Genomic DNA, 11,635 nt, shown 5'->3' with positions numbered 1-11,635 from the left:
GATCCGGTGATCGGCAGAGGAACCTGTGATGACTGACTTCGACTCCATCATCAACGTTGACTACTGGGACCAGCGATACAGCGCGACCGGGCAGGTGTGGAGCGGCGACCCCAACCCCGTGCTCGTCGAGGAGGTCGCCCCCCTTGCCCCCGGTACGGCCCTGGAGGTGGGCTGCGGCGAGGGCGCGGACGCGATCTGGCTGGCCGGACATGGCTGGCAGGTCACCGGCGTGGACTTCTCCGCGCAGGCCCTCGCCCGTGCCGCCGAGCGCGTACCCGCCTCCCTGGCCGAGCGGCTGCGGTGGCAGCGGGCGGACATTCGCGACTGGCAGCCCGACGACGGCCCCCACTATGACCTGGTATCCACGTCCTACCTGCACCTCCCCGGGGCGCTGCGGCGACGGGTATTCGCCACGCTCGCCACCCGGGTGGCCCCGGACGGTCACCTGCTGATCGTTGGGCACCACCCCAGCGACCTGGACACCGCCGTGCGCCGACTAAAGGAACCCGACCTGCTGTACACGGCCGACGAGTTGGCGCAGGACCTGCCCGCCGACGACTGGGAGGTGCGTACCCGGGCCGCCCGCCCGCGCGCCGCCACCACACCGGACGGCACGCCGGTGACCATCCACGACACCGTGCTCACCGCCCGCCGCATCCGTTGACGACGGCTGGCAGCGCCGGCCCGGTGCCCAGTCCCGCACCGGATCGGCGCCCAGCCAGCGTCGGCAGCCGGGGCCGGTAGCCGGGGCTGGTCGCGAGCCCGGCGACGGGCCGGTGCTCTCCGCCGACAGTGGTGCGTTCTGTGTTCACTCAGGCAATCCTCAGCTTTTCCCCCGTAGCGTGTGCCGCATGAGATCGCCGTCACCGGCCGCGTGGATCCGGCGCGCCCTGCCCACCCGTCGGCGTGCGCTGGTCGCGGCGGCGGTGGTCGTCGTCCTGCTCGCCGCCGGAGTCGCCGGGACCCTCCGGCCCGCCGAACCGGACCTGCGCACCGAGGCAGCGCTGATCACTGTTCGGTCCGGGCCGAGCGGCGACGAGCCGGTCGAGCTGGACACCACGCTGTACCTGCCCCCCGCCGCGACCGCCGACGCCCCGGTGCCGGCGGTGCTGCTCGCGCACGGCTTCGGCGGTACCAAGGAGTCGGTCCGCGCCGACGCCGAGGAGTTTGCCGACCGCGGGTACGCGGTGCTGACCTGGACCGCGCGGGGCTTCGGCCGCAGCGGCGGGCAGATCCACCTGGACCACCCGGACTACGAGGTCCGCGACGCGCAGCGCCTGCTGGACTGGCTGGCCGCGCGCCCGGAGGTCGTCACCGACGCCGCCGGTGACCCGCGGGTGGGTGTGGTCGGTGGCTCCTACGGCGGTGCGCTGGCGCTGCTGCTCGCCGCGCAGGACCAGCGGGTCGACGCGATCGTGCCGATGATCACCTGGAACGACCTTGCCCGCTCCTTCCTGCCGGAGCAGAGCGGCAAGGGGCCGGAGCAGGGGGTGTTCAAGAAGGGGTGGGCCGGTCTCTTCTTCGGCAGCGGCGGCAACCCCGGCCCCGCCCCCCTCGGTGGCTCCGGCCCGCCCGGCGGCCTTGCCCCCGGTGGCGGCTCCGTGCCCGGCGGCTCCCTCCCGGAGAACGCGGCCACCACGGCCGGCGCCGTTGACCCCTCCTGCGGGCGGTTCGCCGCCGACGTGTGCGCCGCATACCTGCGGATCGCCACCACCGGGCGGGCCGACCCGGACGCCGTCGCACTGCTGCGCCGCTCCAGCCCGGCCGGGAAGCTCGACCGGGTCGAGGCGCCGACGCTGCTGGTGCAGGGGGCGGCCGACACCCTCTTTCCGCTCACTGAGGCGGACGCGAACGCCCGGGAAATCGCCGCGACCGGCACCCCGGTCCAGGTGGCCTGGTTCACCGGCGGACATGACGGTGGCGACGGCCCGAAGACCGACTCGGACCGGGTGCGGCACCTGACCGCGCAGTGGCTCGACCATTACGTCAAGAGCGAGGGCGCGGCCCCCGCCGACGACTTCACCTTCTCCCGGATCGCCGGGTTCGACGCCCTCGACCGGGGTCTGGTCGCCAGCGGCTTCCGCGCCACCGGCTACCCGGGTGTTGACGGCACCGGCCAGCAGCCGGTGTCGGTGAGCGGTCCGGCGCAGTCCATCGCCAACCCGCCGGCCGGCAACCCGGCCGCGATCTCGTCGGTGCCCTTCGCCGGGGAGCTCTCGTCGCTGCTCGACGGGGTCGCCGGGGATATCCCCGGCCAGCACGCCCGGTTCGAGTCCGCACCGCTGCCGGCGGCGGTGGACGTGGTCGGAGCGCCGACCATCTCCATCCGGGCCGCCTCCCCGACCGGCACGGCCGTACTCTTCGTCAAGCTCTACGACGTCGCCGGTGACGGGTCAGCGACCCTGCCGAACGGGCTGGTCGCGCCGATCCGGCTGACGGGGCTACCGGCGGCCGTCGAGGACGCCGAACCGGTCACCGTCACCCTGCCGGCGATCGTCCGCCGGATCGAGGCCGGGCATCGGCTGCGGGTCGTGGTGGCAACCTCCGACCAGGCGTACGCCACCCCGGTCGAACCGGCCGTCTACAGCGTGGCCCTGGCGAACGGCGCGGTCACCCTGCCCACAGTCGCCAGCGAGCCGATCCCCACCGACGCCATCGTCTGGCGCTGGGTCCTCGCCGGGCTGCTCGCCACGATCGTGGTCGGGCTCGTCGTGGTCGTCGCCGTCCTCCGCCGCCGGCACCGGCGTCGGGAGAGCCGAGTCCACCCGGAGTACGCGGGCGTCCCGCTCGCCGTCCGGGAACTGCGCAAGGAGTACGCGGACGGCTTCGTCGCCGTCTCCAACGTCGACTTCGAGGTGCACCCCGGGCAGGTGGTGGGCCTGCTCGGCCCGAACGGCGCGGGCAAGACCACCACGCTGCGGGTGCTGATGGGGCTGACCCAGCCGACCGCCGGCGAGGTCTACGTCTTCGGACACCGGCTGGTGCCGGGCGCCCCGGTGCTGTCCCGGATCGGAGCCCTGGTGGAGGGCCCCGGCTTCCTGCCGCACCTGTCCGGGCTGGACAACCTGAAGGCGTACTGGCGGGCGACCGGGCGGCCGCGGGCCGACGCGCACTTCGACGAGGCGTTGGAGATCGCCGGGCTGGGCACCTCAGTGCACCGGAAGGTGCGGACCTACAGCCACGGCATGCGGCAGCGCCTGGCGATCGCGCAGGCGATGCTCGGCCTGCCGGAGCTGCTGGTGCTCGACGAGCCGACGGACGGTCTGGACCCGCCGCAGATCGCCGAGATGCGCCGGGTCCTGCGGCGGTACGCCACCGGCGGCCGGGCGGTGCTGGTCTCCAGCCACCTGCTCGCCGAGGTGGAGCAGACCTGCACCCACGCGGTGGTGGTGACCAAGGGGCAGATCGTCGCGTCCGGCCCGGTCGAGGAGATCGTCGGCGAGTCGCCGAGCGTCCTGCTGGAGGTCACCGACCCGGTGGCCGCGCGGGAGGTGCTGGACCGGCTGGCGGGCGTCTCGGTGCTGCCCGACGGCGACGGGCAGCTCGTGGTGGATACCAATGGCACCGCCCGCAGCGAGGTGGTCGCCGAGCTGGTGCGGGCCGGCATCGGGGTGGACCGGGTGGTGCCCCGGCGGCGCCTGGAGGACGCGTTCCTGGCCCTGGTCGGCGAGAACTCTCGGGGAAGCGGGGATCGATGATGGCGCAGACGACGGTCGAGCCCGGTGCGGGCGATTCCGGCGGCACCCCGTCCGGCGCGGCGGCGGGCTACCGCCCCTTCGCCACGCTGCCGTTCGGGGCCGAGTTCCGGCGGCAGGCGTCGCGGCGACGGACCCAGCTCGCGCTGGGCTTCATGGTGCTGCTGCCGCTGATCATCTTGATCGCGTTCCAGTTCGACTCGGGCGACGACGACAACGGACGCGGCGAGTTCGGCAGCCTGGTCGAGTTCGCCACCTCCGGTGGACTGAACTTCACCCTCTTCGCCCTCTTCGTCTCCGCGTCGTTCCTGCTGGTGGTCGTAGTGGCGCTCTTCTGCGGCGACACGGTGGCCAGCGAGGCGAGCTGGGGCAGCCTGCGCTACCTGCTCGCCGTGCCGGTGCCGCGGGCCCGACTGCTCGCGGTGAAACTGCTGGTGGCGCTCACCTACTCGGCGCTGGCGCTGCTCCTGCTCGCCGGCACCGCGCTGCTGCTCGGCACCCTGCGCTACGGGTGGGGCCCGCTGCGCAGCACGGTCGCCGCCGAGCTGGAGCCGGGGGAGGGGCTGCTGCGGTTGCTGGCGGTGCTCGGCTACCTGGCCGTCGTACTGCTGGTGGTGGCGGGTCTGGCCGTGCTGCTGTCGGTGTCGACGGACGCCGCGCTGGGCGCGGTCGGCGGGGCGGTGCTGCTCTGGATCCTGTCCAGCATCCTCGACCAGATCACCGCCCTCGGCGTGCTGCGGGCCTTCCTGCCGACCCACTACAGCACCGCCTGGCTGGGGCTGCTGTCGACACCGATCCAGACCGACGACGTGGTCCGGGGAGCGATCTCGGCGATCAGCTACGCGACGCTCTTCTGGGGCCTGGCCTTCTGGCGCTTCACCCGCAAGGATGTCGTGTCCTAACGGCACGCGGGCGTGGTCGGTCCACCGCGCTCAGCGCCTGGCGGCAGGCAGTTACGTCGGTCCACCGTGCTCAGCGGTGCCATCGGCTGCTCGGGGTGGTGGCGGGCTGGCAGTCGGCGTGTCGGGACTGCCACTGCCGCAACGCCTGCCGGATCAGCTCACCCTCGGCGTGGGCGGTGGTCGCCTCCCGGGTGAGTCGTTCCAGCTCGTCGGCGACGCGGTCGAGGTAGGCGTACACCTGCTCGGGGTCCAGACCGTCGCGCCAACGACGCCGGGCGAAGGTCGCGGCGCGAACCTGGGATGAGAACAGGCGTCGGGCTCGGTAGATCATGGCTGTCACGTCCTCTCGGGTCGGGGTTGAGGGCGGCGCCGAGGCGGGCGGGGCGACCGGCACGTCCGCGCGTGGCGTACCGGCCGGAGCCCGGCACCCGCCCCGGGCCCTTTCCCACGTCGCGCACGTTCGCGAGCGGGCGTTTGGTGGTCGGGGCGTCGGCGTCCAGATCCAGCACGTCTGCGCTACCTCGCCGCTCCGCCCCAGCAGCGTGGTGGCGAAGTAATACCGGAGTACGTCTCGATGGGTGCGCTGTCACCTGCTCGATCGCCCAGCCGCCGCTGGTCGTCGGCCTGGGTAGGCACACTGTTACCCCACTTCTAATCGCCCGTGTTCAATCCGCAGCTGACAGTAGCACACTTTACAAGCAATGCTGGTAAAGACAAGGTTGTCTACCATGATCGAAAATGCGAGTGGTCAGATGAGGTTATGCCTCATGCCGTCCCGCTATGGAGAGTCATCCGGGATGACCTTCGTGCTCGGATCAAGGCGGGCATCCTCAAGCCTGGTGACAAGTTGCCCAGCACGCGGGAGCTTGCGGATCAATATGAGACGAGTCCAGTCACTGTTCGCAAAGCGGTCGATATCCTCATTGAGTCTGGTGAGTTACTGGGTAGGCAGGGAATGGGCGTTTTCGTGGCCATTCCGCCGGCGAGTGATCGTTGAGGTGCTAGGTTCGGGCGGAGCTCTCGCGGGCTGTCCATGACAAGTTTCGCTGATCCCGGTCGCCGCAGGGGCCTGTCATTGAGGTGACCGGTCAAGGGCGAAGTTGTTGACATGGCGCGTTCCTAGGGCGGAGTCAGGGTCCAGGGTCGCGTAGTTGCTAGCGGAGAGCTACGACGCGAGGAACGCCCCGCATGTCCCGCCGTACCGCTGACTACATCCGTGTCGTGGATTCGATCACTGCTCAGATTCGAGCGGGTGAGCTTGCGCCGGGAGACAAGTTGCCGACCGACGCGCAGTTCGCCGACCGCTTCAAGATCAGTGTCACTACTGCCCAGACTGCGCTGCGCATACTTCGGGAACGTGGATTGGTTGAGGGGCACCAGGGCAAGGGAACGTACGTCTCGGAACGTCCAGAACTGGGGTAGTGCGGTCAGGTAGCACGTGTGATGTGGCCCTCCCTCGTGCTCGGCCCGGGTAAGGGTGGGCCGTCGCTACCGCAACGCTTGCCGGAGTAGCTCCACATGCAGGCCATGCTCTCCTGGCCGTCGGCGCGGTCGCCTACTTGGGGTTGCACTCCGGCAGCGGCGCTCCGCCCTGCGGAAGCGTTCTACCACGGGCATCGGGTGGATTCTTCGGGGGCAGTAGCCGAGTTATCCGCGAGCGGTGCCGGCGGACAGCCGGCACCGCACCTGGGCGGGGAAAGCGGCAATCAGGTCCTCCGCGCGGGCCCGACCCATCGTGGTGGCGAGCCGAAATCGACTCGCCTACTGCCGTCGCGGTATTAGCTGTCAGCGATGCGGATGAGGCCACCGACGGCTCCGATGTATGCGGCGCCGTCGGGTCCGATGGAGATCGGGGCGTAGTGGTTGTTGACAAGTGGTCCGGCTCCGGCCAACCTGCTCCATACTCGTTCGCCGGTGTGCACGTCGATCGCGGTGAGGTACCACGCGTCCGGATGTCCAAGTAGCTGGCCGCCGGGGCGGAATGTCAGTTCGTCGGCAGCGGGGTGGGTGTAGGTGTACAGGAGTCCGTTGGCCAGCGAGACCTTGCTGACCACACTGGGGATCCGTTCGACCGTGTTGGACCAGTCGATGGAGCAGTTTCGGCCGGGGTAGTCGATGTCTATCCGGGTCAGACCCGGCACTGTGTCGGGCTGCCGGGCTCCGGCCAGCCCTTTGAGTAGCGCCCGTCCGTCGAACTGGTATCCGTAGTTGTTCTCGACGATGATGTCACCGCCGACGGCGATGAGGCTGTTCTCAGTGGCGCTGGTGGTGGCGGGAAAGACCGGTTGGGCGCAGATTTCGGTCGGTCCGTTCGTGCCGCGGGCGAACACGAGTACTCGCATGGCCGGATCGGCGTTGTCGGTGATGGCCACGTAGCCACCGTCCGGACCGGAAGCCGGGCCGATCAGGGTGGGGGTGGTACCGCTGCTGTGGCTGATCTGGCCCGGTTTCTGTCGGCTCCCCCGGTCGTAGGGGGCGCGCCAGGTGACCTCGGGCTGGCCGCTTGGGGTGGCGTCGAACCGGTAGAGCGCGTGGTCGCTGACGACAAAGACTCCGCCGGACTCGTCCACGGCGATGCTGTTGGTGACCTGCTCGCCGTTGAATTTGTGTGTTTCGATGCGCCCGTTGGTCATGTCGAGGGTGCCGACGGTTCCGTCCTTGGCGGCGAACCAGAGCAGTCCCGACCAGTCTGGCAGGGCCGACACGATGCCGCTGGTGCCGATGGCGGGGGTGAGGTCGTAGCTGCGTTGGGGTACGAGGCGGTCGCCCTGGACGGCGATGACCAGGATCTCGCCGGTGTTGGTGGGGATGATCGCCTGGTCGTGGTTGTCGAGGTAGAAGTAGACGCCGCCGGCGATCTCGGTGGGGCTGGTGCTGGTGCTGCCGGGCAGGCTCAGGGTGGTGATCGCCTCGAGGGTGTCCGGATCCAGGAGAAGCAGCCGAGGCGCCTGGCCCGGGGTGATGCAGACCGTGACGATCCGGCCCTTGGAGTCAAAGGTGACTGAGAGACACACTCCGCCCTGTAACCGGCTGCTCACCGTCAGGTCGCGTCCGGACGGGCCGGGGTTTCGGTACGCGTCGGTCTGATAGGCGTCGCCGTGGATGTTGCTGGTGCCGTTGGCGGCCATGAAGGGATGTCGCGGCACCTCTACGGTGTCGATCGGGTGGGCTGTGGCCGGCTGACCCGTGAACGGCCGTAGTCCAACGCCGCGGGGATCGACGGGGATGGGCAGGGCGCGTCCAGCCGAACTGTCAACTGTGGTCGTACCAGGTAGAGCCAGGCCGATTACCGTCATGACGGAGACCAGGGCGAGACCTCGCTTACGTACCTTCATGGCCCTGATTGTCGACGAACTTCGATAAAAGGTGAAGAGTGGCGGTGTGTGGGGTTGCATCGGAAAGATCATTCAAACCCGGTCGTAAGGTTCACGATCAACACCACCCTCGCCACGCTCGGTGACTTCTACACCCCGATCCGGCCTCGGACCCTCAACGCCGCCAGGCTCGACCTGCCCAAACGAGCACGCGCCCGCGACAGCGCTCGCTCGCTGCGCGCCGTCGAAGGCTGACTGAGACCCCGCGACCGCACCGTCGCCCTGCTTGACGAGTTCTTCCGAAGTCCTTCAGTGGTCGTAGGCGGTCAGTGACCGGGTGACGGGTGCGCCCCCGGCCTGCTCAGCCAAAGTCCAGCCGTTCTTCCGGCTCAGGCCCGACACTGTCCAGGCGATCGGCGGTGTGGCGGGCGGCCTCACCGTCGGCCCACTCGGCGCGCGGCTCAGCCCCCGGCTGCTGATGAGCCTTGCGCCACCACCTTTGCCCTGATAGCCAGGTCATCTGGAACGGACCGATGGTCGCCCGTCAGCCCAGGTGTAAATCCTGCTGTCCGTCCTGGTTGGCGCGTCCGGAATCGCCTGTAACAGCGGTGCCTTCGCGCAGCTTCGACACGGCGTGCCCCGACACCGGCCTGGGCCGGGCCGGGCCGTCGGCCGTTACTACGCGATCGACAACGCGGCACAGGGGCATGGCAGCAGCCAGCCTGGCCGGTGACGCACTCAGTGCGTGTGGTGTTTGCACTGTTGATTGGCGACGGTTGGGTAAGCAACGGCGAGGTGCGTTTCGTGCCGTTCGCCCGTTGTCAACCAGTTCCACTTGGTTCAGGACCGTCCCGCCCGTCACAGGGAGTGAAGCGGTGGCCGTCGTGGTGAGCCGGGTTAGGGGCGGTCCGGTGCCGCTGCGGGGTGAATCACATTTCGCCACAGGATGGGACCGGGCGGTGATCGGTCGTGGTCGCCGGCTTAGACTCGGCGGCACAACTGAATGCCTCATCCAGAGGGGCTGAGGGACACGGCCCGACGACGCCCCGGCAACCACCCCATGTGATCACCCAGAGTGACCGGCGGGGCAGGTGCCAATTCCGGCCCCGCCGCAGAGTGCGACGCGGGGGCAGATGAGAGGAATCTCGAGATGACGTCCACCCTCGCCCTGTCTGGGATCGATCCCGCCACCAGCCCGGCCCGCGCCCTGGTCTGCCGTGCCTGTTCGGCCCGATACCCGCTCGTCGCCCAGCATGCCTGTTACGAGTGCTTCGGCCCGCTGGAGGTCGACCACGACCCCGCCGCGCTGGCCGCCGTTACCCGCGAGCAGATCGAGGCCGGCCCGCGCAACATCTGGCGGTACGCGCCGCTGCTGCCGGTCGGGCAGGACCCGGCCACCCGGGTCACCCTCGACCCGGGCTTCACCCCGCTGGTCGCGGCCCCGCGGCTGGCCGCCGAGTTGGGCCTCACCGCGCCGCTCTGGGTCAAGGACGACAGCGCCAACCCGACCCACTCGTTCAAGGACCGGGTGGTGTCGGTGGCGCTGACCGCCGCCCGGTCGTTGGGCTTCACCCGGTTCGCCTGCGCCTCCACCGGGAACCTGGCCAACTCGGTGGCCGCGCACGCCGCCCGCGCCGGCGCCCCGTCGGTGGTGTTCATCCCCAGCGACCTGGAGCAGGGCAAGGTGCTCACCACCGCCGTGTACGGCGGGGACCTGGTCGCGATCGACGGGTCGTACGACGACGTGAACCGGCTCTGCGGCGAACTGGTGGAGACCGACGAGTTCGAGGACGCCGCCTTCGTCAACGTCAACGTGCGGCCCTACTACGCCGAGGGCTCGAAGACGCTCGGCTACGAGGTGGCCGAGCAACTCGGCTGGCGAATCCCCGCCCAGGTGGTGATTCCGATGGCCTCCGGTGAGCTGCTGACCAAGGTCGACAAGGCGTTCGCCGAGTTGGTCGAGATTGGCCTGGTCGAGGCGCCGGCCGGCGGCTGGCGGGTGTTCGGGGCGCAGTCGGCGGGCTGCAGCCCGATCGCCGCCGCCCTGCACGCCGACAGTGACACCATCAACCCGGTCAAGCCGACCGGCATCGCCAAGTCGCTGAACATCGGCGACCCGGCCGCCGGCCCGTACGCCCTGGAGTCGGTCCGCCGGACCGGCGGTTGGATGGCGGCGGCCGACGACGACGAGATCCGGGCCGGGATCCGGCTGCTCGCCCGTACCGTCGGGGTCTTCGCCGAGACCGCCGGCGGGGTGACCGTGGCGGCGCTGCGAAAGCTCGTCGAGTCCGGCCGGCTCGACCCGACCGCCGAGACGGTGATCTTCAATACCGGTGAGGGGCTCAAGACCCTGGACGCGGTGGCGGATCAGGCGGGCCCGAGCCACCGGATCAAGGCCTCACTGCGGGCGGCCCGGGATGCCGGCCTGATGGGCTGATCGGACGATTGATGGCTGGTAGGACCCGGAGTGTGCAAAACCTGCCCGTGCGGGCTTGACGTCCGGTTTTTCATGACGAAAAATATCTAGTGCGGGAGGGCTCTCGCCGGAGACTTTGTTCTTTCGACCCAGCGCCAGCGGCGTTGTGTGGGAGTCCCTCCCGACCATCCCTGTTTTTCCTGATTCGGGCCGCCGATAAATGGCTGGACCGGTCAGCGCCTCGTGGCGCAGGCTGCGGGTATGAGCGTCACCGTTACTCCCTTCGGCCCCGCCGACGAGCAGGCAATCGCCGCGGCAGTCCAGATCGAGGCAGCCGCCGCCGTAGTTGATATGCCCGACTTTCCGCTTTTCTGCCCACAGCGGCTCATCGGTTCTGTGCGGCACCCGATGCCCGGCGACGCGCCGGTGCACCTGCTGGCCCACCTCGATGGTGCGGCCGTCGGCCTACTCACCCTGGCGCTGCCGCAGCTGGACAACACCGAGAACGCCTCCGTCGAACTGACGGTGCATCCGGCCGCCCGGCGCCGGGGAGTCGGCCGGGTGCTCTTCGACCGCGCGGTCGAGCTGGCCCGGGAGCACGGGCGCAAGCGGTTGACCGCGATGACCCTGGACACGGTGGCGGCCGGCGCCGCCTTCGCCCGGACGCTCGGGGCGGACTCTGTGCTGGCTGACGTCCGCCGCGAGCTGGACCTCGATCAGCTCGACCCCGCGGTGCTGGCTCGCCTGCTGGCCGAGGCCCAGGACCGGGCCGCCGACTACCAGGTGGTGTTCTGGCAGGGCCACACCCCGGCGGAGTACCAGGCCGATGTCGCCTACCTTGAGGGGCGACTCGTAAGCGATGCCCCGATGGGGGACCTGGCGTGGGAGCCGGAGCGGTACGACGCCGAGCGCGTCCGGGCCACCGAGGTCGCGTTGGACGCGCGCGGCCGCCGTCGCTACCACGCCGGAGTACGGCACCGGGCTTCCGGCCGGCTTGTCGGGTGGACCATGCTCGACGTGGCGGCCACCGTCGACTGGCACGCGCTCCAGCAGATCACCCTCGTGGACCCGGAGCACCGGGGCCACCGCCTCGGCCTGCTCGTCAAGCTCGAAAACCTGCGGTACCTGCGGTCGCACGAACCGGCGGTGCGGGTCATCAACACCTTCAACGCCGCCGCCAACGACCACATGATCGCCATCAACGAGCAGCTCGGGTTCCGGGTCGCGGACCATTGGACCAACTGGCAGCTGACGATCTGATCTGTGACGCGGCCCTACTGATCGTGCCGACATCTGTTGCATGATGTC

12 protein-coding genes and 1 riboswitch are annotated in these 11,635 nt (G+C 70.0%); of the genes, 9 read left to right on the top strand and 3 right to left on the bottom strand.

Annotated elements, in window-relative coordinates; genetic code table 11:
- Nucleotides 1–28 precede the first annotated feature (28 nt).
- On the top strand, nucleotides 29–664 hold the full coding sequence (locus B116_RS0112030; RefSeq protein WP_027660235.1) for a class I SAM-dependent methyltransferase: 636 nt from the start codon (nucleotides 29–31) through the stop codon (nucleotides 662–664).
- On the opposite strand, the gene B116_RS27480 is transcribed toward B116_RS0112030, so the two are convergent.
- Entirely contained in the window at nucleotides 642–812 is a 171-nt protein-coding gene (locus B116_RS27480; protein ID WP_155255747.1) for a hypothetical protein, read from the bottom strand. The genes B116_RS0112030 and B116_RS27480 overlap by 23 nt on opposite strands.
- A 39-nt stretch (nucleotides 813–851) precedes the next feature.
- Between B116_RS27480 and B116_RS0112020 the strand changes: the two genes are divergently transcribed.
- Nucleotides 852–3,698: an alpha/beta fold hydrolase gene (locus B116_RS0112020; protein WP_027660234.1), complete on the top strand. Its 2,847-nt coding sequence runs from the start codon at nucleotides 852–854 to the stop codon at nucleotides 3,696–3,698.
- Complete coding sequence (locus B116_RS0112015; RefSeq protein ID WP_018723815.1) at nucleotides 3,698–4,597, top strand: ABC transporter permease; 900 nt, start codon at nucleotides 3,698–3,700, stop codon at nucleotides 4,595–4,597. Before B116_RS0112020 ends, B116_RS0112015 begins: the two co-directional genes overlap by 1 nt.
- A 70-nt stretch (nucleotides 4,598–4,667) precedes the next feature.
- Here the strand turns inward: B116_RS0112015 and B116_RS0112010 are convergent, their stop codons facing one another.
- Complete coding sequence (locus B116_RS0112010) at nucleotides 4,668–4,937, bottom strand: DivIVA domain-containing protein (RefSeq protein ID WP_027660233.1); 270 nt, start codon at nucleotides 4,935–4,937, stop codon at nucleotides 4,668–4,670.
- On the opposite strand from B116_RS0112010, the gene B116_RS27475 reads away from it, so the two are divergent.
- The 3 genes from B116_RS27475 to B116_RS0112000 all read left to right on the top strand — a co-directional run bounded on the left by B116_RS27475 (nucleotide 4,927) and on the right by B116_RS0112000 (nucleotide 6,019).
- Nucleotides 4,927–5,154, top strand: coding sequence for a hypothetical protein (locus B116_RS27475; protein ID WP_155255746.1), 228 nt, complete (start codon nucleotides 4,927–4,929; stop codon nucleotides 5,152–5,154). The genes B116_RS0112010 and B116_RS27475 overlap by 11 nt on opposite strands.
- 203 nt (nucleotides 5,155–5,357) lie before the next feature.
- The gene (locus B116_RS26610; protein WP_011904180.1) at nucleotides 5,358–5,594 is read left to right on the top strand and encodes a GntR family transcriptional regulator; all 237 of its coding nucleotides are present in this window, start codon (nucleotides 5,358–5,360) and stop codon (nucleotides 5,592–5,594) included.
- A 191-nt stretch (nucleotides 5,595–5,785) separates the two neighbouring features.
- Entirely contained in the window at nucleotides 5,786–6,019 is a 234-nt protein-coding gene (locus tag B116_RS0112000) for a winged helix-turn-helix domain-containing protein (RefSeq protein ID WP_027660232.1), read from the top strand.
- A 356-nt stretch (nucleotides 6,020–6,375) separates the two neighbouring features.
- On the opposite strand, the gene B116_RS0111995 is transcribed toward B116_RS0112000, so the two are convergent.
- Nucleotides 6,376–7,932: a hypothetical protein gene (locus B116_RS0111995; RefSeq protein WP_027660231.1), complete on the bottom strand. Its 1,557-nt coding sequence runs from the start codon at nucleotides 7,930–7,932 to the stop codon at nucleotides 6,376–6,378.
- A 48-nt stretch (nucleotides 7,933–7,980) separates the two neighbouring features.
- Here B116_RS0111995 and B116_RS0111990 point away from each other — a divergent pair, with 48 nt between their 5' ends.
- From B116_RS0111990 to B116_RS0111980, 3 genes are all read left to right on the top strand, one after another.
- Nucleotides 7,981–8,166, top strand: a complete 186-nt coding sequence (locus tag B116_RS0111990) for a hypothetical protein (protein WP_033667594.1) — start codon at nucleotides 7,981–7,983, stop codon at nucleotides 8,164–8,166.
- Between the two features lie 750 nt (nucleotides 8,167–8,916).
- Nucleotides 8,917–9,051: riboswitch (SAM riboswitch) on the top strand.
- 10 nt (nucleotides 9,052–9,061) lie between these two features.
- Nucleotides 9,062–10,348: a threonine synthase gene (thrC, locus tag B116_RS0111985; protein ID WP_027660229.1), complete on the top strand. Its 1,287-nt coding sequence runs from the start codon at nucleotides 9,062–9,064 to the stop codon at nucleotides 10,346–10,348.
- A 240-nt stretch (nucleotides 10,349–10,588) separates the two neighbouring features.
- Complete coding sequence (locus B116_RS0111980; RefSeq protein WP_027660228.1) at nucleotides 10,589–11,587, top strand: GNAT family N-acetyltransferase; 999 nt, start codon at nucleotides 10,589–10,591, stop codon at nucleotides 11,585–11,587.
- Nucleotides 11,588–11,635: the final 48 nt, after the last annotated feature.

Origin of the sequence: Salinispora fenicalii (genome assembly GCF_000514815.1) — a bacterium.
In the GTDB taxonomy this organism is placed as follows: Bacteria; Actinomycetota; Actinomycetes; order Mycobacteriales; family Micromonosporaceae; genus Micromonospora; species Micromonospora fenicalii.
Note: the sequence above shows the minus strand (reverse complement) of the source record. Positions and strands in the feature narration are given on the sequence as shown.

Excerpts from the sequence above, each read along its gene's own strand:
- thrC (WP_027660229.1), top strand. The coding sequence starts at position 9,062 with ATGACGTCCACCCTCGCCCTGTCTGGGATCGATCCCGCCACCAGCCCG.
- B116_RS0112020 (WP_027660234.1), top strand. The coding sequence starts at position 852 with ATGAGATCGCCGTCACCGGCCGCGTGGATCCGGCGCGCCCTGCCCACC.
- B116_RS0111980 (WP_027660228.1), top strand. The coding sequence starts at position 10,589 with ATGAGCGTCACCGTTACTCCCTTCGGCCCCGCCGACGAGCAGGCAATC.
- B116_RS26610 (WP_011904180.1), top strand. The coding sequence starts at position 5,358 with ATGCCTCATGCCGTCCCGCTATGGAGAGTCATCCGGGATGACCTTCGT.
- B116_RS0112015 (WP_018723815.1), top strand. The coding sequence starts at position 3,698 with ATGGCGCAGACGACGGTCGAGCCCGGTGCGGGCGATTCCGGCGGCACC.
- B116_RS27475 (WP_155255746.1), top strand. The coding sequence starts at position 4,927 with ATGGCTGTCACGTCCTCTCGGGTCGGGGTTGAGGGCGGCGCCGAGGCG.
- B116_RS0111995 (WP_027660231.1), bottom strand. The coding sequence starts at position 7,932 with ATGAAGGTACGTAAGCGAGGTCTCGCCCTGGTCTCCGTCATGACGGTA.
- B116_RS0112030 (WP_027660235.1), top strand. The coding sequence starts at position 29 with ATGACTGACTTCGACTCCATCATCAACGTTGACTACTGGGACCAGCGA.
- B116_RS0112000 (WP_027660232.1), top strand. The coding sequence starts at position 5,786 with ATGTCCCGCCGTACCGCTGACTACATCCGTGTCGTGGATTCGATCACT.